We start from the raw sequence: 23,839 nt of genomic DNA on the forward strand, positions 1-23,839 counted from the left end.
ATGGTTCTCCTGTAATTTCTCACTGAGGGGGTGCTTATGCCGAAGGAATGGAAAAAGCCAAAGCCTACCGAATCCGAGAGGCGTAAGGCTGCCTCGGACGCGAAGAAGACAATTGCGCGCAACAAGAAGGCTCGCCACGACTATCTCATCGAAGATACGTGGGAGGCTGGCATGGTGCTTTCGGGTACCGAAGTGAAAGCCCTGCGAATGGGGCGCGCGTCGCTTGTTGATGCGTGGGTAGAGATTAAGAACGGCGAGGCCTGGCTGTATGGGGCGAATATCCCCATGTATGCCCAGGGTTCGTGGACGAACCATGCTCCTACGCGGAAGAGGAAGCTCTTACTGCATAGCAGCGAGATTTCCACTCTGGCCGATAAGTCTTCTGTCAAGGGTTACACCATTGTTCCCCTTGAGCTGTACTTCATTGGTGGTCGCGCAAAGGTAGAGATTGCCCTTGCTCGCGGTAAACAAGAGTGGGATAAACGTCAGGCCCTGCGCGAAAAACAGGACCAGCGTGAGGCAGAGCGCGCGATGCGTCGCTATGTCAAACAAGCACGTCGCTGATCGGTGGCGTGTTCACGAGGAAGTGCTGTGTACCCTCCATGTGGAAGGTGCACAGCCTGTTTTGTTTGAGGAGCGTTTATGAGGCCCGTTGTGCGATCACTCAAGCGGGATATTCGGCGTATGGTGACCGTGCCCGCCGCTTGGATTGTCATCATCGGTCTCCTCTTCGTGCCGGCACTGTATGCTTGGTTTAACATCGTCGGTTTTTGGGATCCCTATTCGAATACAGGGAAGATCCGCGTCGCAGTTGCCAATGAAGATCAGGGTGCGACGAAAGACGCGATCGGTTTTGTCAACGTGGGCACAATGCTGGAGTCGAAGCTACGCGAGAACGATCAACTCGGATGGCATTTCGTCTCAGCAGAGCAGGCAAAGAAAGAAGTTGAACGTGGGGAATCCTATGCCGCTTTCATCATTCCTTCCGATTTCTCCACGCGTCTCACAGGCGTTGTTGACGGCACCTATACCAAGCCCGATGTCCAGTACTACGTCAATGAGAAGAACAATGCTGTTGCCCCGAAAATCACAGGAGCAGGAGCATCTTCTTTAGATCAACAGATCAACTCGGCTTTTGTCTCAACTGTTGCGCAGACTCTCTCAGAGAAGATCACCTCCACGGGCAAATCTATTTCTGAAGTCCTCCAAAACGGGCGCTCGGACATCAGCGAGAAAGTGAAGACCGCAAGCGAGCAATTGGGACAGGCCGAGGAATCCCTTAACGGAATGGGGGAGAAGCTCGATTCTGCGAAGGAAAAGGTCAGCGGTGCGCGAAGCTCAATGACGAGCGCCGACTCAGCGCTAAGCGATCTCAACGAGGCCTTGTCCCAAGCAGATCAACTTGTCTCCGATACCCGCTCCAGCATCTCGCAATTCAGCGCGAATATGTCGACTTCTGTGGACGGGCTTTCTGCGCATGCCTCCTCAGCAGTATCCAAAGCCTCAAGCGCTGGTGGAACTCTCAACGGGGGCGTGCAGGGGGCAACAACGACAATCGGTGGAGTACTCACCGAGGGGCAATCCATCAACCAAGCCAACGCTGAGATCCTTCGCGACTTGCAAAGCCTGGGGATAGCGAATCTGCCCACGGCCTCGCAGGCACTACAGGACTTGAGCACGCAAAATGCACAGGTCGGGCAGACATTGTCGAATCTATCGGCGCTCAATGGGAACCTTTCCACAACCTCAACGTCGATCGCTCAGGCGCTCAACTCACTGAATTCCGCCAGCCAGTCCTTGAGTGATGCGGCCACGCAGGCGCGCTCTGGCGTGACAAGTCAGCTCCCGGTCATTTCCAGCGCCTTGGATCAGATGTCCTCTGCCTCAGCGGATCTTCGCTCCGCGATCGGCGTTCTTCAAGGGCAACGCGAGCAGATTTCGGGCCTTCTTGACCAGCTTGATACCCTGCTTGATTCAACGAAGACAACGATCGCGCAGTCTACGGCGAATATTGCCTCTCTCAAGTCTGATCTGGACAGCGCCAAGGGGGACATCCAGCTGATTTCCTCCTCCAACGCGATTCAGTCATTGGCGAGCTCGATGAATCTCAATCCTGAGAAAATCGCAGAATTCATGGCTGCTCCGACATCGATTACAACCCAGACTGTTTTCCCGGTTGCCACATATGGTTCAGCGATGGCACCGCTCTTCACGAACCTTTCCCTTTGGATCGGTGCCTTCGCGCTCGTGATCATTCTCAAGCTTGAGGTCGATGAAGAGGGCATCGGTTCCATGACCTCGGCGCAAAAGTACATGTCTCGTTGGATGCTCTTGGCTCTATTCGCGATCGGGCAAGCTCTGGTTGTTTCCATCGGCGATCTGATTATCGGTGTCCAAACGGTCTCCAAGCTCGCCTTTGTAGGTACTGCTGTCCTTGTTTCTTTGGTGTTCCTTTCCGTGATCTACATGTTGGCGACCTGTTTCCAACATATCGGTAAGGGCCTGTGCGTCATTATCGTGATTCTTCAGATCCCCGGAGCGGCGGGCTTGTATCCCATCGAGATGATGCCTTCCTTCTTCCGTTTTCTCCACCCGCTTTTCCCCTTCACCTATGGGATTAACGCGATGCGCGAGACCGTCGGCGGCTTCTACGGTGACGCCTACCTGAGATCGCTTGCAGTCTTGGGGATTCATGTCCTTATTGCTTTTGCTTTGGGCCTGTTGGTTCGTCCCTTCTTGGTTAACCTCAACGCGATGGTCAGTCGCGACCTGTCCCGTTCAGGATTGTTCCTTGCCGAGGCCACGCACCTTCCTTCCTCGCGCTACCGCCTGTCCCAGATTGTCGCGGTCCTTGCCGATCACGATGGGTATTCGCGTTCGGTAACCCGTCGTGCGCGCAATTTCGAACGGCGTTATCCGAAGATGCGCCGTGGGGCTCTGATTCTGGGAATCGTGATTCCTGCGATCCTTGCAGTTCTTTCTGTTGCGAGTGTTGCGGAGGTCCCCCTCCTTCTGGGGCTGTGGATCGTCTGGATTCTTGTGATTATTACTTTCCTCATTGCTCTGGAATACATTCGTGAGTCTTTGGCTCGTCAGCAGTTGCTCACCTCGATGGATGATTCTGACGTGCGCTCCTTGCTGCGTCGCAGGCTCCATGGAGTCAAGGCTTCCGCTGTGCAACTGGGGAAGCACCGCCTCGGCAATGAGGAAAATACGGAAGAAGGGAGCGAGAAGTGAAAGCCGTATGGCGAATTTTCCGGGCTGATCTCCATCGCGCGCATCGCTCGATCATCTCCATGGTCGTTGTCTTGGGGCTGGTTGTTCTTCCGTCGATTTTTGCGTGGTTCAACATTGCGGCCTCGTGGGATCCTTTCGCGAATACGAAGAATCTTCGAATCGCAATTGCCAATAGCGACGCGGGGTACAAGTCGGATCTGGTGCCCTTGAAGATCAATATTGGTGATCAGGTTGTTGCCGCGCTGCGTGCGAATGAGGACTTCGACTGGGTTGTTGATAGTGAAGCGCAGGCAGTTGAGAAGACTCGCTCCGGTGAGTACTACGCGGCGGTCGTGATTCCTCAGGATTTCTCGCGCGAGATGATGACCTTCTTCTCTTCGGATGCGCACAGCACCCCGCTGACCTACTACATCAACGAGAAGAAGAACGGTTTGAGCCCGAAGATCGCGGGGCAGGGAGCGGAGCATGTTTCCGCGCAGATCAACCAGGCTTTTGCTCAGACTCTGGCCGAGATCGCTGTCGATACCGCCTCATCGCTTTCCGACTCTCTATCGGACCCAAGTAACGTGCGCGGGATTCAGGCGCTCAATTCGCGTCTGGAGACGACCTCGACACGTCTCGCGAATGCGGCGGCGAGCGCTGATGCCTATGCGGGGCTTATTGGCTCGTCCATTCAGCTTGTGGATTCCACGCAGACGATGCTCACTCATGCCGCGCAGGCGAAGGACCCGCTCTCTAACGCAGGAAACACTGCTTCCTCATCGATTAGGCAAATTTCTTCTGGTGCCTCGCAGGCCGCTTCTGCTCTTTCCTCGGCGGTGAGTGCGTCGGCTAGTTCCTTGGATGCCCTGGCTTCGTCGATTGATGCTGTTTATTCCCAAGGTGGGAACACCGTGACTTCGGCCGTGGCAACCTTGCGCTCTCAGGCCGAGGCCGTGGGGAACCAGGCGACCCAGTATCTTCACGTGAAAGAGACTCTTTCACAGCTCCCGGGTTCTCCCATTTCTCAAGACGTGTTGAATCGTCTGCAAGCTTCTGCTGATCGCCTGAATGCACTTCAAAGCGCGATCAATGCGGCGGCGGATGATCTGGAAAAGAACGGGGCAGCGGCAGCCGCGAATCATCAAGACGTGAAGAGCCTCATCGAACAGGCGAAAACGGCCGTGGGAACCCTCAAGTCTGATGTCGAATCAACGCTGCGCCCTCAGCTGGAGCAGCTTTCTCAGACGATGAATTCTGCGACCTCATCGATGGCTTCGCTTCGCAATCAGCTTTCCGCAGCGAGCTCTCAAGTAGGTGACGGCTCAACGGGAGTGCGTGAGGGACTGACGAAACTTCAATCCACCTTCAGCAACGTCGGGACCAACCTTCGCGAGGCCTCGGAAAAACTGGCGACGATCCACACGAAGCTCACCGACGCACTCAACGGTGGGAATCTTGCCAAGGTCCGAACGATCATCGGCTCGGATCCCCAAGCGCTCGCAATTGCGCTGGCTGCACCCGTGGGGATCGAGACGATTCCGGTGTATCCGGTGGAGAACTTTGGCTCGCAGATGGCGCCTTTGTACACCGCGCTGGCACTGTGGGTAGGCTCGGTGCTGATGATTGTTGCTCTGCGCAGTGATGTCACTGCCGAGAACGTTGCCGACGGGCTTGAAGAGACACATCCGACTGCGCTCTATTTCAAGGGCCGCGAGGTGAAGCTGTGGGAAGGTTTCCTTGGACGCTACCTCATTTTTGGGCTAATCGCGCTTATCCAGGCGACGATTCTGTGCCTGGGTGAGCTGTTCTTCCTGAAAGTTCAGCACGCTCACCCGTGGGAGTTTATGTGTGCGGGATGGTTCATGGCTTTCGTATTCTCATTCCTGCTCTATACCTTCATTGCGACATTCGGGAATGCGGGAAAGGCACTGGGCGTGCTGTTTTTGGTGCTCCAGATTTCGGCTTCCGGTGGTGCGTTCCCTCTGGATATTCTGCCGAGTTTCTTCCGGTCGATTTCACCGTATCTTCCGGCAACGCATGGGATCACGGCGCTGCGTGCCTCGATCGCGGGGTATTCGGGTAATGAATATCTTGACGCAATGCTGTTGCTGGGTGCCTTTGCCCTATTTGCCGCGCTTCTGGGGTTGGGTCTTCGTCCCTTCCTCATCAAGAACAACCGACTCTTGGTTGAGAAGCTGGAATCCACAAAGCTCATGTAGTGCCTCCTTGGGTTTCTCTTCGCCGAGGCCAAGGCTGCGCAGCTGCCTGCGTGCGGGGGAGTGCGGGCGAGGCCTCAGGGGATCTCTTGCCAGGTCTGCTGCGGGGACGTATGATTTCAAGTCCGGTGTCTGTGCCGCTGTGGTGGCTGGGCGCTGGTGAGTGAAGAACTCAATAGGGGATGATCGGTTTCGACAGCGGTCGTCGATCGAGGGGAAGCGAGCCGAGGAGGCATGCTCTACTCGTTAACGATGTGTGCAAACAAATAGGTGCCGAACAGAATCGCACCGACTACGTTCTCGCCGCCTGATTGCCGCGTGAACCTTTAGTCCGTCAGCCCGGAAGGTGCTTCCGGTCCGGTGTCTGGCGTCGTCTAGGAAGCCACTGGGTGCCGTTCGTGTTGGTAGGACGGCTCCGACACTTCATCAACTGAGCCTATCTGGTAGCAGGTCTGCATGATGCCAGGGGCTGAGAAATAACTCGCAGACTGCGCTCGGAGAAGACCTCGGGGTCGGCTGTTGGACGGGGGTTCGATTCCCCCCATCTCCACAATTAGCCTCGGAACTTCGTTGAAGTTCCGGGGCTTTTCCTTTGTTATCAAGGTTTTTGTAGGAATGTCGCTTGACTGCAAGAGCGGCTAGAAAGAGCGCATGGGAGCGTTTTTCACCCCCAATACGCCCCCACCAACGCCCCCACGGCCTCGGGAAAAGAAAACCATTGCGCCTTCTTTCAGAAAATTCTCGATCAATGCGCAATATCGGTAATAATTTCCTCTGGAAGTGTTGCCGAAAATGTACTGTGCTCATATTTTATAAGGCTTATGAGCCTTGGAATCCTGCGCTTTGATGCGCATTTATGCGCGAAATAAATCCGCTCGCGATGCGCATCAAAATGTATAAGAAAGCTACAAGAATAGTCGCAGAAATCTTGTAGCTGATGAATAGCTTCGTTAAAGAATCTTTTATTTATGTTCACACCTTGAGTTTTTAGTGTTGAGGAGCAATAGGCCACTCCCTTCCGATCAGCGAAAACACTGTGGGTCTGGCCTATCTCACGTACTCACAAGGAAGATCCTCCGCTATGAAACGCAGATACCTCGTGGGAAGCGTCGGCGCCGCTGCAGCAATCGCGCTCCTTCCCTCCCTGAGCACCACCCATACCGCCGTCGCTGCCGATGTCGACACAACCTATGGTGCTTCTTTTCCTTACACGCGCTACGAGGCCGAGCGTGGCCGACTTGACCGCGCACACGTCGTCTCGCTCGACGAGAGCCTGGCTGTTGACAAAATGCTCGATTCGACGGCGATTGAAGCCGGGGAACAGTCCTATGTTGAACTTGAAGGCGAGGGTTCTTCCGTGAGCTTCACTGCTGAAGTTCCTGGGAATGCAATTGATCTTCGATTCACTCTTCCTGATCACAAGGCTGGAAGCGTAGAGATTCGCGTTAACGGAGAAAAGGCCGCCACTTTTAATCTCTCGTCAGAAACTGCGTATCAGTATGTTCAAAAGAGCAAGGTCTTTGACGAAGAAAAAGACAAGTTGGCAGGCCAAGGGCCAATACATGCACGCTTCCAATTTGATGAGGTCCACGCTCTGCTCAATCGCCAAGTAAACCCGGGAGACACGGTCAGTGTCATTCGAACGGGGAGTGAAGGCTATGCCTATGGCATTGACTTTATTGAACTTGAACAGGCTCTTCCTGAAATTCAGCGTCCCGACAATTCGGTAAGCATTACTGATGATGACCTGACGGTTACGGAAGAAGTGGAACCGGGGAAAATCCAGACTCGTCCGGTTCACGCATGGGCCAACGACGGAAAGGACGACTCCGAAGCTTTCCTAGCAGCCCTTAAGCGCGCATCGGATGAGAAGAAGACCTTGTACATTCCGCGTGGAACCTTCGAGTTTGATCGCCAGCTTGTGGTTCGGCATTCTCCAGATGATAACCACCAGCTGATGATCCAAGGCGCAGGTATCTGGTACTCAAATATCCATTTTACGAAGTCCGGAATTGAAGAGGGCGGAATCCTTCTTGAACATGCCTCGCATCACCTGGTATTTCGCGATTTCTACATGGACTCTAACCTGAAGTCTCGTCACGATGAGAATGCGCATTACAAGGGATTCCAAGGCGTCACCAAGAATTCACAGTTTGTGAACCTCTGGATCGAACACTTCGAGTGTGGCTTCTGGATGGGTGACTATGTCAACCAAAAAGACATGCAGTACACCGAAAATATGCTGGTCGATCACTCCCGTATTCGCAATAACTTTGCCGATGGTCTGAACTATTCGCAGGGCAGCCGGGATTCGGCCGTTCGCAATTCCAATGTTCGTGGAAACGGCGACGATGGTCTTGCCTCCTGGTCGAGTCATGCAGAGTCCAAGCCAGATGATCCAGTTCAATATGTTTCGAATGCTCGTCACACCGACAATATTGAGTTCACGCACAACACGATCGAGCTCGGGTGGCGCGCAGGTGGAATCGGTTTCTTTGGTGGATCCGGGCAAAAAGCAGAGAACAACCTCATCACGGGGAATTTTGAAGGCGCAGGTATCCGTCTCAATACGGTGTTTGGTGGCCACAACTTCGATTGGAACTTGACCTTGAACAAGAGGGCCAGCATCCAGCGCAACAAGATAGTTCGAAGTGGTACTCAAGATGACTACTATGGCGGCTCCCGCGGCGCGATTGACTTCCAGGAGATGTTCGGCCGCATTGCTGGCGTTGATCTTTACGACAACATCATCGTGCGACCTTTTGCAGAGGACATTCGTTCGGACTTCGCCTTCACTGACAAAGAGAAGAAGCTTCGCGGCATGAGCATTGGTGACAACCCGCGCAGAGACTGGGACGGCTACGAGCCTCAGCATCTGGTTGTGAACTACGCTCGCGTCAATGGCAAGGTCGACCGCGGCATCCCTGAAGACGCGAACTACAGCCTCTACTGGTGGGACGGAGATCGGGTGAATCCGGTCGATGGAAAGACCCATCGTTACTGGATCCCGAAAGCCGATGGCGTCCAGATCAACGATGGTATGGAGTTCTCGTGGGAAGGCAACAAGAAGGTCTACAACGTCACCCTTGCTGATAATCCTCAGTACCTGCCCATATCTTCCACTCGCTTCTTCGACGACTACAGCTACCAGGGTGAGATGGCTCAATCCTTCCAGGATCCCCACCAGCCTCAGAGGGTCATTCGTTTCTGGTCGCATCGCTAAAACCAGCGGCATCCGCCGCAATTGGTAAAACTCAGGTGCCCGCGCTGCCCCGCAGCGCGGGCACCTTCCCATTCTTCCTGCCCTCTTTCTTGGCTCTTCCTAGCTCCAAGTACTCACTGTTGCCTGAGCACAAAAGTTATCCACAGCCTCGAAGGCGCCGCGAGTTATCCACAGAATCGGCACCCTCAAACTCTTCTCCTCGTTCCCGCTCTTACTCTCGCTTCAAGCGGAGAAGAATTCTCCGGAAACTGTGAAAGGAAGAACCATGATCGGGAGGCAAGGATATACGCCTGCTGCAAGAAGGTTGGGGCTTGGAAAAGTAACGCGGCTCCTCGTCTATATGGCGGGAGTCGCAACGGTGAGCGCTCTGGCAATGAGCCCGCAACCAGCACATGCGCTATTTGAGGGCAACGGTCTCTACGTCAAAGGCGTCGGAGCACAATCAGTTGGCGGATTTTGGCTGGGGGCGTATACGGCGCCTCACAACGTTGAAACTCGCTACCCCGTCTGGTGTACCCACATGTGGCGAGCGAATCCGAAACCGCAAGACACCGCCTCGATCAGTGACCTCGGAGAATCAAAACGCTGGGGGCCAGATGAACTTGACCTCTCCACCGCGCAAATGGCGTGGCTCCTCGATCGCTATCAAGGAGACCGCCACCCAGAAAACCGTGCAGTACTTTCTTTCCTCATCCACGCAAATTTTGAGGGTGACCAAGCGGGGAAGAACACTCAGGATTCAGTCAACACTCTGGTCGATCGAGTTCGAGAGCAACTCCCTCAGGTCTATGAGAAAGCCAAAGACTACGTGCGCCAGGCACAAAAGGCGGCTGTCACGACCTATGAGAACGGAAGCGTCGAGTCGCGCACACCTCGCAATGGTTTCCTCAAAGACCTGGGCGTGAAGAATGAGAAGGGGGAGTGGATCCCGGGCCTCAAACTGAAATTGATGCTCATTGGGCCTGCGCGCTTCACATCGACGGGAACGTCCCAATGGGAGGGAACAACAAAAGAGACCGGAGTGAGCTTGGAGTGGGAAGCAACAGGAAACGGAAGCGTGAAATGGGAAGGGACATACGTCAATCCTGTTCGAACGACCCTCACGCGCTACGGTGTTCGCGCCGCAACGCAAGATACGGCCTCGTACGGGAATAGGCCTGAGGGGGACAAGGAAGAAAAGCGTCTTAAAGGGGGAGTGTGGAAAGTCCTCATGGATTTCCAACCCATGCTCCGCTCGAAGGTCGAAGAAGAGACTATTTCCGGTCACCATCTTTCTGACACGATCACCGCTTTTGCAGACCCAAACTATGGGGACGGGACGTGGCTTCATGACGACCATGGGCCGATTCCCGTTGCCTTTGACGGAATCGCCTATGACCTAGGAGAAGAGCCTCCATCGTCGCCAGTAGATGGACGTTTGATCCCGCAAGACGCGCCGGTTATCGGATACGCTTCAGCAGTTTTTACTGGGGAAGGAACAAAGACCGTAACAATCGATGTTCCTGAATCGGCACACAAGCCGGGTTTTGTTTCCTGGGTGTGGAAGGTGCGAAAGGACCATCAGGGTCAGTACGCTCCGTTTATCCATTCAGACTGGTCAGACCAGCTTGCCTTATCAACGGAAACCAGCGTCACCCCGTGGAAAGTCCAGATCTACTCTGCAGCTCAAGTCAAAGAAACCCGTGGCGGAACGTATCTCATCGATGACCTGTGGGTGAGCGGTTTTCCGCAGTCTCATCCGGGATGGGCGGGGCGAGAACCCTTCGGGGCGGATGTGCCAACAATGCGCCACCGTCTTCTCTTCTTCCCTCAAGGACTTGAGGTCGCAGAGGAAAACCGCGATAAAGCCGAGGAAATCGGGAGCGTCGAGATTCCTGCGCGAAATGGCTACTACCCGTCACTCGGTGACCTCACCTTCCGCGTGGAGCCAGAGCGAGTGGGGACCTACGTGTTTACTACTGAGTTCGATGGGGACAGTAGGGTAGAGGCCTATCGCTCTGTCCTTGATGATCCGAATGAACAGTACACACGCAAGGAAGGCCGGCCGATCGCGATCTCGACGCATGCGCGCGATGGCGCGGATTCGGACCAGATAGTGGCGGGCAGCGGTCCGGTGAGCATCGTTGACAGCGTGTGCTACGAAGGGGTCGAGGCCGGGGGTGAATACGCCCTCAATGCAACCCTCGTTGATCGCGAAACCGGAGTGCCGCTGTCGAATGAACAAGGATTGGTCAGTGCACGCACGGAGTTTCGTGCTGAATCCACAAAGGGGTGCAGCGAGGTCGTTTTCCGCGTGCAGGGAGAGCAGCTTCGAGGAAAACAGCTTGTTGTTTTCGAGGATCTTTATCAAGGAAATGAAAGAGTCGCTTTTCATCGGGATATCAATTCACGCGAACAAAGCGTGAAGGGGGAAGAACCGAAGAAACCTCGTATGGCGCGAACCGGCGCAGTCAGTTACTCTCTCGCGGTGATGGGTATCCTCTTAGCGGGAATGGGACTGGCCGCGCACCGAGTATCGCGGCGCTGCGACTCCTAGGAACCGGGAATTCTTCTTCAATAAGCACCCGACAGGCAAAACAAATGGGTGGTGGCGAAAACTAAAGTTTTCGCCACCACCCATTGATGTAGGCAAAGATCAGGACATGCGACGTGCGCGAGCCGCGCGGCGCTTGAGGGAGCGACGTTCTTCTTCGCTCATTCCACCCCACACTCCGGAATCCTGATTGTTCTCTAGGGCCCACTGCAGGCAGATCGCTTGAACTTCACACTCGCGACACACTGCCTTGGCTTCGGCCGCCTGCGCGATCGCTGGTCCCGTATTCCCGATAGGGAAGAAGAGCTCTGGGTCAACGCTGAGGCACGCGGCTTTACTCCGCCAATCCATTATGGGTACTCCTTTAAGAGCGTGAGCGCGGGCATTGAATGCCCGCGCCGAACAAAAACAACAGTCTTTAGTTTCGAGGATTCAAACTTGTATATCAAGAGTTACGAGACGATTAAATTGCAGAATTGATGTGTAAGGGATCACTCTATTTAAAACTCAGGACGAAACGCCTAGTGGAGCCATGATGAATGATTACCCCCGAATAAGAATTCCAAGAATGTGCATATAAAGAACTGGGAAAATCCTGGCAACTTTGGGCAATGATGCGAAGTGCGTCGCCGGGAGGATTTGGGAAGAAGAGTAGTTCGTACGGCATGCTCAGTGCCTTTAACCAGAATGTTTGCTCAAAGTAATCAACAGAGCAACTCGGGTTTATTGTCTTTAGAACGCTAGCGAGAATAGGATTCTCATCCCCGATTAATATGCATTTGTGCTCTGAAAATAGAAATCGTTTTAAGTGCGATCCATACCGAATTTCAATACCTAAAACATGCATGTCAACGTCGATTTTTGTGCGAGATGCAAGCGCCGTTTTCTCACTGAGCGGTGTCTTCGGGAATCTATGAATATATGGGGAGTCAAGTCCTCGCCGCGTCATCATGCTCGAATCTGGCCTTAGAGGTCTACGTATCGCAACCGCGCTGGAAATTTCCATACTGCGCTGCAGCATCGTGTCCCACGAGCGCAGGTGCACGATCAATTTCGGTCCGGGGTGCTCTACTGGCAGAGCCATCATTGTCTCTTGGGCGGGGTTCCAAAGTTGCCCTGGTTGAGTTGTCAGTTGAGCCTGCCCGATAAGCCCAGAATTGGAAGCAATGTCGCGAGAAGGAATATCGCACCAATTGTGTTCGAAAGAACCGTATCGGGAGCGATGCGCAAAAGTCCCTGACCCCTCGTTTGCTACCAGAATGACTTCAGTTCCATCGCAAGCACGCGTGAATTGCCCCCACATCTGATGTGCGCGTAAAACTCCGAAACACTCTTCCATCGAGTGAAGAACGTTTTCGATGTTCTCAATCCATAAAACGCAAGGGGAGTACTCTGTGATTGCTTCGCAGAAAACACCTAAATCAAGAGCATTTCGGATGAGGAAGGGATAAGACTCGCATCTCGATCCCACCGGTTGTAATCCAGCACTTCCTGCTTCTAAGGACATTCCGTATACGGGCAATCCAAGCGTATCGCTCAGTGCAAAGGCGCATGAACGCGCAATGCGTCCAAGCTTGAGGCGAGAACTTCCCACGCCACTGAACAAGATGTTTCCGTGCTGCCATACGAGTGGGAAATGAGACCCCGTATCGATTCCATCGCGCAGCCCAAGAACGACACCTTCGTCGCAATGAGCGGCATTCATCTCCTTCAACTGAGCAGAGGGAATATGCGAGGGAAGCGGAGGGCACCACAGGGGAGAGCTCTGGCTCATTGGCTTCTGACACTCAGCCGCTAAGGTTCGATCTCTCATTGTCTTAATTACGTCCTCAGCATCGTGGCAGTACGCGAATTGCACTTCGCGACCAGAGCCGATGATCGCGCGTCCGGGAATTCGTGGAATACGCGCTGCAGCTCCGCTACCGATAATGTCGAGCGACTCGGCCTCGGTAATGGTTCTTAAAGCGATTCGCAGCTCGGTGTTGGCACGCATCGTCGTATTGACTGCTCCACTGGGGTGCTGGGTCGCATAGAGGAGGTGAAGGCCCAGAGAACGACCTTGGGATGCAAGGCGAGAGAATATCTCCATAGTCGTGGGATGGAGGTCTGCAAGTACCCGAAACTCGTCGACAACAATCAGGATCCGCGGAGGTGGAAGTGGCGCTTTGCCTTGTTGATGGCGCTCGTACCACTGCTGGAGATCTTTGACCTGGAGTTTGGCAAAATCAGCCTCCCGCTGAGCCAAACAAGAAGCTAAACCGCGCAGAGCGCGAGCAGACTGCCCGGGATCAAGATCAGTGAGGACCGCCTCCGTGTGAGGGAGGCGAACTAAGGGGGCAAGAGCAGAGCCTCCTTTATAGTCAACCAAAACAAGACGCAGTCGAGTGGGGGAATAGCGAGCACACAATCCCAGAAGCCACGTGCGAAGTGCTTCTGACTTTCCGCTTCCCGTCGTCCCCGCAATAAGCGCGTGCGGTCCTTCGCTGACCAGATCGATGCTGACTTCTCCCGAAGAGTCCTGCCCAATGGGAGTCCTCAGTGAGTCATTCGTATCGATTCCATCCCACGAGAGCTCCTCGAAATCACAATCGTTTGGAATGCTCGCGCGAGAGCGGGCGCGCGTGATCATCTGCCACCATCCCAGTGAGACCGGTGCTTTGTCTGCTGGTATTACGGCCTCGCACCACGTGGGGAGCTCCGCATAGCTGTATGCCCACGCGAGGTGAATTTCTTCTGTGCCGCGCTCAGTTTCCGCCCCATGCGCTTTCCCCTGTGGTTTCCATTCATCTCCGAGGCCGTGGAGAAAAATGTGCACCGAATCGGGTCCCGCTGTGCCAAGAATGAGTGTCGGAGAGCCGCTGAAGTGAAGATGGGCGCCTCCTGCTTGCGTTGCGATTTGCGACGCAAACCAAAAGGCCATGAGCTGGGCTTGCGGGCCAAGGGCCGCGTAATAGTGGTGCGATGAATTCTCTTCTGCAAACGGCCCTAGTCTGCCTGTTGAAGATTGGGAAGAAGTGGCCTCGGGAGCCCCTGAAGGCTCAAGAAGCCAGGGCTTTCCGCGGCCAACTAAAGAGGGATAAAGAGCAAATCGTAGAGAAGACCTGGCCGCGGATACGTGAAGGAGTAAAGCCACGGCTGCGGCGTCGAGTCGTTTCCCTTGAGATCTTTGCTGAAAACGTCGAAAGCCAAAGGAAAAGAAAATAACGGCAAGAGGAAGCGCAGCGAGGAAGAAATAGCTTCCGTGTCCCACTCCCGTCATGCTGATACGCACTCCCATGAACACGGCGATCGGAAGAAACCCGATGAAAGATACCGCGGGAAGAGCGAAGCCTCTTCGCTGATCAGCATCAGGGAAGGAAAGGATGCGCGGGCGAGCGCGATACACGTAGAAGTCAGTCGAGTGTGAAAATCTGACTTTGACTTTCAACGCAGGACCGACGCGATAGGTGCAGCTGGGGGAAACGCGCTTCCAAATCCCTAATCGCCGTGCTTTCACTGAAATCTGGCTCGATTCATCGCGAGGTATGAGCCGTATCCGTTGGTCGCGAGAGGAATCGCTGAGTGCCTCGCACTCGGCTGGGAATTGTGGTGGCGTACTTCCTGGCAGGGCAATGATGCCTTGGTGGGGGCCTCGAATGCAGGCAAGATGCCACGGTGCGCGCAGCGCAGCTTCTGGAAGAGACCCAAGCTGATCAGAATCACACTGTGAACCAGACACTCTCGCTCCGCTCTCTTTCAAGGCCTTGTGCTTCTCATCGCAGCATCTCAGGGGAACCGCCTGCTGTCACCAATTGCCCTTCTTCTGTGGAAAACGCCGATACTATGTCCGACCTGTGGAAAGTGGGCGCGCGCATTTGAAACGGGGAAATGACACAATGGCGTCTATGAGCGAAGAGGAACGCCAGGTCTTAGATCACTACCGTCAACTCATTGCAGCCGTCGAAGATGCTCGAGCCGCATATTACGATCGCGATGCGCCGGTGCTCTCGGATGCGGACTATGACCAGCTCTACCGCCAGCTTGAAGAATTCGAAGCGAAATATCCGCAGTATCGCAGCTCCGACTCTCCGACAACGCGCGTGGGGGGAGCTGCCTCCGATGCTTTTGCCCCCGTGCGCCACCTCCAGCAGATGACAAGTCTGGATGATGTCTTCTCCCTTGAAGAACTTGCTGCGTGGGAATTGCGCATGGCGAATGATACGGGCAGAGATGACTTGGACATGCTCACCGAGGTCAAGATCGATGGCCTAGCAGTGAACTTGCTCTATGAAAATGGCGTGCTCGTGCGTGCCGCGACTCGTGGAGACGGATGGGTTGGCGAGGACGTGACCGCGAACGTCCTGACGATTTCTTCGATCCCGCACCGCCTCAGCGGCCTCGTTCCTGCGCGCGTTGAAATTCGTGGAGAGGTCTATTTCCCGACAAAGGATTTTGAAGCCTTCAATGAGGAGCGCGTGCGCGCCGGCGAGCCGCCCTTCGTCAACGCCCGTAACGCTGCTGCTGGTTCCTTGCGTCAAAAAGACCCACGAAAGACGGCCGAACGCCCCCTTGCAATGCTCGCTCACGGAATCGGAGCTGTCGAGGTCGGAAATACGTCTTTCGAAGCGCCTGACACACTTTTCGGATGGTTCTCCCGCCTGAAGGAATGGGGAATGCCTGTTTCCCCTTACACCAAACTTCTGCGCGGACGCGCCGCGATCGAGCAGCGAATCGCTGAGCTGGGAGCGCAACGTCACTCTCTTGAACACGAAATTGATGGCGTTGTTGTCAAAATTAATGATCGCGCTATTCAGGCCTCCCTGGGGACGACCTCGCGTACTCCTCGGTGGGCGGCTGCCTATAAATTCCCTCCTGAAGAAGTCAACACGCGCCTCCTTGATATCCGAGTCCAAGTCGGACGCACCGGACGCGTCACCCCTTACGGCGTCATGGAGCGGATTCTTGTCGCCGGTTCACACGTTTCTCGGGCAACCTTGCACAATGCAAGCGAAGTCGAACGCAAGGGCGTTCTCATTGGTGACCTTGTCGTCTTGCGCAAAGCCGGCGATGTTATCCCTGAGATCGTCGCTCCGGTGGTTGCCGCGCGTGATGGGAGTGAGTATCCCTTCGTGATGCCTGAAGTGTGTCCCTCGTGTGGGACTCGGCTCGCTCCGCAAAAAGAAGGCGATGTGGACTTGAGGTGTCCCAACCAAGCGGGCTGCCCAGCGCAGATTACCGAGAGGATTGCGCACTTGGGTGCGCGTTCGGCTTTGGATATTGAGGGCTTGGGGGACGAGGCCGCGCTTGCCCTTACCCAGCCGGAAAACAACCGCGACGAGGTGGCTGCCGCGCTCGCGGGTGGTGACGTGGTGCTCCTTGAAGACGGAACACAATTGCGGCTTGCAGGAGTAGAGCACCTCACTCATGCAGAGCTCATTGCCGATGCAGAGGCCCTTCTTCCCGCCCCTCAAACCCCGGTTCTTTCTTCTGAGAGCCAGGTCTTCAATCTTGACGCAGAGCAACTTCGTGACGTTATGGTCTGGAAACCCGTCACTGCGGAGGGAGAAGCGACGGGAGATTGGATGCAAGTCCGCTATTTCTGGACTAAAGCGGTGGGACGAAAAGCATCTGTTCCTTCAAAGAACACGATGATGATGCTCGATCAAATCGAGCAGGCAAAACAGCGTCCCTTGGCACGAATCCTGGTCGCTCTGTCAATTCGTCACGTTGGCCCCACAGCTGCTGCGGCACTTGCTGCCACCTTCCCCTCAATGGAGTTGCTCTCCAAGGCCTCGGTTGAAGAACTAGCCGAAGTTGAGGGTGTTGGCGCCGTGATCGCTCAGTCTCTCGTTGATTGGCTGGCCGTTCCTTGGCATCAAGATATTGTCCGCGCATGGGCGCAGGCGGGCGTGCGCATGGAAGACGAAAAACGCGACGATGTTGAGCAGGTTCTCGAGGGACTCATCATTGTCGTTTCAGGATCAATGCCTGGATATACGCGAGAAGGCGCAAAGGAAGCAATTATCGCCCGCGGAGGTAAGGCCTCGGGATCGGTATCCAAAAAGACATCACTGGTGATTGCAGGACCCGGATCGGGTTCCAAGGTCGCCAAAGCTGAGTCCCTGGGTGTTCCAGTGGTGGATGAAAGCTATTTCGAACGGGTTCTGCGCGACGGTCTTGCCGCTCTCGACGACTAGGCGCCGCGGGGACACACTCTCAGACGAGGAATTCGAAAGGATGCAGGAGACGCTCCAGAACTTTGGTGAGCAATGAGCGTTCCTCCCATTCCTCAAAAGAGAGACGGCGCGCATTCGTCAGATCGAGTTCGAAGATTTTGTCCATGGTCTGCGCGAATTTGTCCGAGCGGAATTGGACATTGACCTCGTAGTTTCCTTGGAGAGACAGGCGGTCAATATTTGCCGTTCCAACGGTTGACCATGCTCCGTCAATCGTCATGGTCTTCGAATGGATCATGGCGTCTTCGTAGAGCCAGATTTCAACGCCTTCTTTAAGGAGCGGGCCGTGGTAGGGGCGCGCAACCCAGTCGGCAAGAATGTGGTTGGAGTACTCGGGAATCAGAATCTGAACGCGAACCCCGCGGCGTGCCGCGTGAACCAAGGCCTCGAAAATCTCACGATCGGGGATGAAATAGGCACTGGTAATACGGATTGACGAGCGCGCACGATCGATTGCATCAATGTAGAGGCCGCGAACGGGGTAAAGCAGACGAGAAGGCTGATTGAAAGCGAGGGAGACCTCAGAATCCCAACGTGGAGCCCGGGTGCGAGCAATCGATGGCTGGCCGTGACGCTTGAAGTGGTTCCAAAAATCAATGAAGCCGTACTTAAGCTCTGATACCGCGTCTCCCGTGACACGCACGTGGGTGTCACGCCACTCCAATGCGAAGGGATCGCCAATGTTGTAACCGCCGACGAAAGCGACCTTGTCGTCAACGACGAGGATCTTTCGGTGATCGCGTCCGGTTTTACGCAGATTCATCGTGAACATTCCCGAACGAATTTCGGGGAAACGACGAATGTATAGATGCGGTGTCTTGGGGAAAACGTAGAAGAAGGGATCTTGATTGAGGACGGCGAAACCGTCGTAAACGATATGGATGTCAACTCCGCGTTTCGCAGCGCTGAGCAACGCTGATTTGAAGCGCTTTCCCCACGCATCCGCACGCCAGATATAGGACTCAAAGAAAATGTAGTCTTTCGCCGAGGTAATCGCCTCGAGCATGTCCTCATACAGGGATGTTCCCTCCGTGTACGTACGAACTTCAGTTCCCTCGACCTGAGTGTCAAGAGGAGGGAAAGTAGGGAAGCCACCTGCGACGTGAGGGACTCGTTCTTTGCGGAGCTTATCGACGATATGAACCCCGACAAGCGCCGCCGCCTGGGCACCGAGCACAGTTAATCCAGCGATCTTGAGTGCCCTGATGGTTTGCGTTGAAAGAGACGGACGGCGATGAGACATAGTTTAAGGGTACTCAAAACTACGCCGAGCTGGGCACAGTATGAGAGGCGCGGCCCATACGGGTATCATCCTTTTTATGGCAAGGATCAGTACTGACGAGGTCGCCCGCGTTGCGGGCTTGGCTCGAATCGCACTTACACCCGAAGAAATCACCAGAATCGCTGGTGAACTTGATGTTATTACCGAGGCCGTTGCAAAGGTTTCCGAGGTCGCTACCCCGGACGTGCCTGCGACCTCCCACCCCATTCCGTTGTCGAACGTGTGGCGTGAAGATGAAGTTGGTCCGACGTTGGACCGTGATGAGGTCCTGGCACAGGCCCCCGCACAGCAGGACGGAATGTTCTTGGTTCCGCAGATTTTGGAGGAGGACTGATGAATCCTTTGCTGAAGAAATCAGCATGCGAGCTCGCTGAGCTGCTGCGAAGCGGAGAGATCACCTCGGTTGAACTCACTCAGGCATGCCTCGACCGTATTGATGCGATCGATTCCAAGGTCCACGCTTTCCTCTACGTCGATCGTGAAGGTGCACTTGCAACTGCAGCCGAGGTCGATGCTCGTCGCGCTGCAGGTGAAGATCTTCCGCGCCTGGCCGGCGTTCCGATCGCCGTGAAGGACAATATGGTGACCCGAGGCCTGCCGACGACCTGCGCGTCGAAGATCCTTGAAGGCTGGTTGCCTCCCTACGACGCAACCGTTGTGGAGCGTCTGCACCAGGCCGGAATGCCCATTGTCGGTAAGACGAACATGGATGAGTTCGCGATGGGCTCCTCGACCGAGCACTCCGCTTTCGGTCGCACCGGTAACCCCTGGGATTTGGATCGCATCCCGGGTGGCTCGGGCGGCGGTTCTGCGGCAGCAGTTGGTGCTTACATGGTGCCTCTCGCCCTGGGGTCTGACACTGGTGGTTCTATTCGCCAGCCCGGAGCGGTCACGGGAACCGTTGGCGCCAAGCCCACTTACGGCGCAGTGTCACGTTACGGATTGATTGCCATGGCCTCGTCGCTGGACCAGATTGGTCCCGTGACCCGCACTGTGGCCGACGCGGCCGCACTGACCGAGGTCATCGGTGGCTTCGATCCCCACGATTCCACCTCGCTCAACGAGCCAGTCCCCGCACTGAGCGCGGGAGTGGAGTCCGTTGCTCGCGCTGGAAAGATCGAGGGACTTCGCGTTGGCGTCGTCCGTGAGCTCTCCGGCGAGGGATACCAGGAAGACGTGAGCGCAGCGTTCAACGCAACTGTTGAGAAGCTGCGTGATGCAGGTGCTGAAATTGTCGAGGTTTCCTGCCCGAGTTTTGAATATGCGCTTGCCGCGTACTACTTGATCATGCCTGCTGAGGTTTCCTCGAACCTCGCGCGTTTTGACGGAATGCGCTACGGCATCCGCGTCGAGCCCAGCGAGGGCCCCGTCACTGCTGAGCGCGTGATGGCTGCGACCCGTGAGGCCGGTTTCGGTGACGAAGTGAAGCGCCGCATTATTTTGGGTACTCACGTTTTGTCCGCAGGCTTCTTTGATGCCTACTACGGAAATGCGCAGAAGGTTCGAACCCTCATCCAGCGCGACTTTGCTCGCGTCTTCGACGAGGTCGATGTCCTGGTATCTCCCACCTGCCCCACGACGGCCTTCCGTTTCGGGGAAAAGATGGATGATCCCATGGCGATGTACCTCAACGACATTGCGACGATTCCAGCGAACCTTGCAGGAATCCCCGCAATGAACGTTCCCAATGCGGTGAGCTCTGAGGGGCTTCCCGTCGGATTCCAGATTCTCGCCCCGGCTCACCACGACCTGAAGATGTACGAGGTCGCAAGCTTGGTCGAGCAGCTCAGCGGCGATATTGCGGGCAACTGCCCGGCAGCGCAGTGGGAGGAAAAGTGATGAGTGAACTGATGGACTACCAGGAAGCAACAGCTTCCTTCGATCCGGTCCTCGGAATCGAAGTACACGTCGAATTGGGTACCGCCACAAAGATGTTCGATGCTGCTCCCAACGCCTTTGGCGGGGACCCGAACACCTACGTGACGCCTGTGTCCTTGGGACTGCCCGGCTCCTTGCCCGTGGTTAATCACAAGGCAGTGGAGTATGCCATCAAGATTGGTCTGGCACTGAACTGTTCGATCGCGAAGAGCTGCCGCTTTGCGCGTAAGAACTACTTCTACCCGGACCTCACGAAGGCTTTCCAGACCTCACAGTCCGATGAGCCCATTGCCTATGACGGTTATGTTGACGTCGAGCTGGAAGATGGAACCATGTTCCGCGTTCAGATTGAGCGCGCACACATGGAAGAAGACGCCGGCAAGAACACCCACATCGGTGGCGCTGACGGGCGAATTCAGGGTGCAGACCACTCGCTGGTTGACTACAACCGTGCGGGCGTTCCCTTGGTTGAGATCGTAACGCGCCCCATCGAGGGTGCAGGCGAGCGAGCCCCCGAGGTAGCTGCTGCTTACGTCCAGGCTCTGCGTGATATCTTCCGTACTCTCGGCGTTTCCGAGGCGCGTATGGAGCGTGGAAACGTGCGAGCAGACATCAACGTTTCACTGCGCCCCACTCCGAGCTCTCCTTTGGGAACCCGAACCGAAACGAAGAACGTCAACTCCTTTAGGGGAATTGCAAACGCGGTTCGCTATGAGATCCAGCGTCAGGCTCAGATCCTGAGCGAAGGTGGAAGCATCCTGCAGGAAACCCGTCACTTCCACGAAGAAGACGGTTCTACTTCTTCAGGTCGTGAAAAGTCCGATGCAGAAGATTACCGTTACTTCCCCGAGCCGGACCTTGTTCCAGTCGTTCCCTCTGAGGAATGGGTGGAGTCCCTGCGTGCAAGCCTTCCCGAGCTGCCTGTTGCGAAGAGGCGCCGCTTGCGTGAGCAGTGGGGCTTCGCCGATAAGGAAATGCGCGATGTGATCAACGCCGGTGCACTTGAGCTCATCGAGGCGACGGTTGTGGCGGGAGCTGATCCTAACGCTGCCCGAAAGTGGTGGATGGGTGAATTGGCCCGCTACGCCAAGGACAACCAGCTTCCTCTGGAGGAATTGCCTGTTACTCCCGCTCAGATCGCCCAGCTTCAATCCCTGGTTGATGGTGGTCGCCTGACGGATAAGCTGGCTCGCCAAGTCCTCGAAGGCGTTCTTGCCGGCGAAGGCGATCCCGAGCAGGTTGTCGCTGCGCGTGGCCTCGAGGTCGTCTCCGACGAAGGCGCGCTTACCGCGGCAGTCCAGGAAGCTCTGGATGCAAACCCTGATGTCGTCGAGAAGATCAAGGGCGGCAAGGTACAAGCCGCCGGTGCGTTGGTCGGCGCCGTCATGAAGGCAACTCGCGGTCAGGCCGATGCCGCACGCGTTCGCGAACTCATTATGGAAATGGTCGGCGCCTGAGCTCATTTTGAGTTCACGCCCGTGGCCCGGTCCTGAAGGACCGGGCCCTTTCCATATGTGAGGACGCTGGGGGAGTGGTGGAGTATTCCTGTGCGTCAAATGCCTTGTTGCAGCGTCAATTTTGCGTAATGTGGGACAACACTGCACCCCTGCAGTTACGCGGCTACGATGAGGTCAGAGCCCGGTGGGCTCGCCCCGTAAAATTCGGAAATGCAAAGGTGACCAATGCGTACTTCTCCGTCATACACCGCGTCCTACCGCCTTGACATCGATGAGTCCACTCTCTCGATCGCGCAGATCGTGGATGCTGTATCTTCTACTGGCGCACAGATCAAGGGCCTTGACGTCGCCGAGTCTGATCGTGGACACATCGTCATTGACCTCACCTGCGACATGCGTGATTCTGACCATCGTCGTGAGGTACGCCAGATTCTGGATGGTCTTGAAGGCGTGCATACCTCCTCTGTTGCAGACCAGACCTTTATGGCTCACGTCGGTGGCAAGATCGAAGTGCATCCTAAGGTTCCGCTTCGTAACCGCGATGATCTCTCCCGCGCATACACTCCCGGTGTTGCTCGCGTGTGCACCGCGATCCACGACATGCCCGAAAAGGCTCACCTGCTGACCATGAAGGCAAACTCGGTTGCTGTCGTTTCTGATGGCACTGCTGTTCTGGGCCTGGGCGATATTGGCCCCGAGGCTGCTCTTCCAGTTATGGAAGGTAAGGCTGTTCTCTTCAAGCAGTTCGGTGACGTTGATGCGTGGCCGGTTGTCCTGGACACGAAGGACACTGAAGAGATCATCTCTATCGTGAAGGCGATTGCCCCCGCATACGGCGGCATTAACCTTGAAGACATCTCCGCACCTCGCTGCTTCGAAATTGAAGAGCGACTTCGTGCCGAACTTGATATTCCCGTCTTCCACGATGACCAGCACGGTACCGCAATCGTCGTTTTGGCCGCGCTGATCAATGCCCTCAAGCTGGTGAACAAGAAGATTGAGGATGTTCGCATCGTTGTTTCCGGTGTGGGCGCCGCGGGTTCAGCAATCATCAAGCTGCTGCTGGCACAGGGTGCGCGCGACATCGTTGGCTACGGCCGTACGGGTGCGCTGGCTGGGGACGACATTGAGGGTATGCACCCCTCGCGTGCATGGCTGGCTCAAAACACCAACCCGCGCATGGTTCACGGCTCCCTCAAGGAAGGTATTGCCGATGCTGACGTCTTCATCGGCGTCTCCCACGGCAACATTTTGGAGCCTTCGGACATTGCAAAGATGGCTCCCGGTGCAATTGTTTTTGCCCTCGCGAACCCGACTCCCGAGGTCGACCCCATTGCTGCCGCAGAGTATGCAGCAATCGTGGCAACCGGTCGTAGCGACTATCCGAACCAGATCAACAACGTTCTGGCCTTCCCGGGTCTGTTCCGCGGTTTGCTGGATGCGAAGGTCAAGGAAATTACGACCGAGGTACTGCGCGTTGCTGCAAACGCAATTGCCGATGTGATCTCTGAAGAAGAGCTCTCTCCGAACTACATCATTCCTGGTGTCTTTAACGAGGCAGTTCCCGGTGCCGTGTCGAAGGCTGTTCGTCACGCGGTTCATGATCTGCCCACGATTGATATCCCGGTTCAAGAAGACATGGATCTTCACTGATTCGAGCGCGCTTAGCGTAGTTCTTTTGCGGGACCTGCTTCCTTGTGAGGCAGGTCCCGCTTTAGTTGATGAACGCGAATAATTTGGCGCTATTCCAACGAAAAATCGCTTCTCTTCTTCATTCAGATTGACGAGGCCGCGCCAACTTTACCGCTTTGTGTGG

General features: G+C 55.5%; 13 protein-coding genes and 1 other RNA gene. 11 read left to right on the forward strand and 3 right to left on the reverse strand.

Features of this window, described 5'->3' with window-relative positions; genetic code table 11:
- Positions 1–36 precede the first annotated feature (36 nt).
- The 6 genes from smpB (at position 37) to ACWNMW_RS08165 (ending at position 11,194) form a co-directional block, all read left to right on the forward strand.
- Complete coding sequence (smpB, locus tag ACWNMW_RS08140; protein ID WP_034501737.1) at positions 37–564, forward strand: SsrA-binding protein SmpB; 528 nt, start codon at positions 37–39, stop codon at positions 562–564.
- 78 nt (positions 565–642) lie between these two features.
- The gene (locus ACWNMW_RS08145; protein ID WP_449490601.1) at positions 643–3,237 is read left to right on the forward strand and encodes a YhgE/Pip family protein; all 2,595 of its coding nucleotides are present in this window, start codon (positions 643–645) and stop codon (positions 3,235–3,237) included.
- Positions 3,234–5,438, forward strand: coding sequence for a YhgE/Pip family protein (locus ACWNMW_RS08150; protein ID WP_449490602.1), 2,205 nt, complete (start codon positions 3,234–3,236; stop codon positions 5,436–5,438). The genes ACWNMW_RS08145 and ACWNMW_RS08150 overlap by 4 nt, the downstream gene beginning before the upstream one ends.
- A gap of 175 nt (positions 5,439–5,613) precedes the next feature.
- Positions 5,614–5,988: a transfer-messenger RNA gene (gene ssrA, locus ACWNMW_RS08155) on the forward strand.
- A 528-nt stretch (positions 5,989–6,516) separates the two neighbouring features.
- Entirely contained in the window at positions 6,517–8,658 is a 2,142-nt protein-coding gene (locus ACWNMW_RS08160) for a pectate lyase (protein ID WP_449490603.1), read from the forward strand.
- A 265-nt stretch (positions 8,659–8,923) separates the two neighbouring features.
- The gene (locus tag ACWNMW_RS08165; RefSeq protein ID WP_449490604.1) at positions 8,924–11,194 is read left to right on the forward strand and encodes a VaFE repeat-containing surface-anchored protein; all 2,271 of its coding nucleotides are present in this window, start codon (positions 8,924–8,926) and stop codon (positions 11,192–11,194) included.
- Between the two features lie 99 nt (positions 11,195–11,293).
- On the opposite strand, the gene ACWNMW_RS08170 is transcribed toward ACWNMW_RS08165, so the two are convergent.
- Positions 11,294–11,542, reverse strand: a complete 249-nt coding sequence (locus ACWNMW_RS08170) for a WhiB family transcriptional regulator (protein WP_034501725.1) — start codon at positions 11,540–11,542, stop codon at positions 11,294–11,296.
- 145 nt (positions 11,543–11,687) lie between these two features.
- On the reverse strand, positions 11,688–14,576 hold the full coding sequence (locus ACWNMW_RS08175) for an FtsK/SpoIIIE domain-containing protein (RefSeq protein ID WP_449490605.1): 2,889 nt from the start codon (positions 14,574–14,576) through the stop codon (positions 11,688–11,690).
- A 499-nt stretch (positions 14,577–15,075) separates the two neighbouring features.
- Between ACWNMW_RS08175 and ligA the strand changes: the two genes are divergently transcribed.
- Entirely contained in the window at positions 15,076–17,367 is a 2,292-nt protein-coding gene (ligA, locus tag ACWNMW_RS08180; RefSeq protein WP_449490606.1) for an NAD-dependent DNA ligase LigA, read from the forward strand.
- Positions 17,368–17,386: 19 nt separating this feature from the next.
- Here ligA and ACWNMW_RS08185 read toward each other — a convergent pair whose 3' ends face one another.
- A complete protein-coding gene (locus ACWNMW_RS08185; protein ID WP_449490607.1) occupies positions 17,387–18,649 on the reverse strand; it encodes a phospholipase D-like domain-containing protein in 1,263 nt (420 codons plus the stop codon).
- 76 nt (positions 18,650–18,725) lie between these two features.
- Here ACWNMW_RS08185 and gatC point away from each other — a divergent pair, with 76 nt between their 5' ends.
- The 4 genes from gatC to ACWNMW_RS08205 all read left to right on the forward strand — a co-directional run bounded on the left by gatC (position 18,726) and on the right by ACWNMW_RS08205 (position 23,676).
- A complete protein-coding gene (gene gatC, locus ACWNMW_RS08190; protein WP_034501718.1) occupies positions 18,726–19,022 on the forward strand; it encodes an Asp-tRNA(Asn)/Glu-tRNA(Gln) amidotransferase subunit GatC in 297 nt (98 codons plus the stop codon).
- The gene (gatA, locus tag ACWNMW_RS08195; protein ID WP_295893140.1) at positions 19,022–20,527 is read left to right on the forward strand and encodes an Asp-tRNA(Asn)/Glu-tRNA(Gln) amidotransferase subunit GatA; all 1,506 of its coding nucleotides are present in this window, start codon (positions 19,022–19,024) and stop codon (positions 20,525–20,527) included. Before gatC ends, gatA begins: the two co-directional genes overlap by 1 nt.
- On the forward strand, positions 20,527–22,023 hold the full coding sequence (gene gatB / locus ACWNMW_RS08200; protein WP_449490608.1) for an Asp-tRNA(Asn)/Glu-tRNA(Gln) amidotransferase subunit GatB: 1,497 nt from the start codon (positions 20,527–20,529) through the stop codon (positions 22,021–22,023). Before gatA ends, gatB begins: the two co-directional genes overlap by 1 nt.
- A 225-nt stretch (positions 22,024–22,248) precedes the next feature.
- On the forward strand, positions 22,249–23,676 hold the full coding sequence (locus ACWNMW_RS08205) for a malic enzyme-like NAD(P)-binding protein (RefSeq protein ID WP_448751526.1): 1,428 nt from the start codon (positions 22,249–22,251) through the stop codon (positions 23,674–23,676).
- The last annotated feature ends 163 nt before the right edge of the window (positions 23,677–23,839 follow it).

The sequence above is a fragment of the Actinomyces sp. Marseille-QA0893 genome, assembly GCF_976954355.1.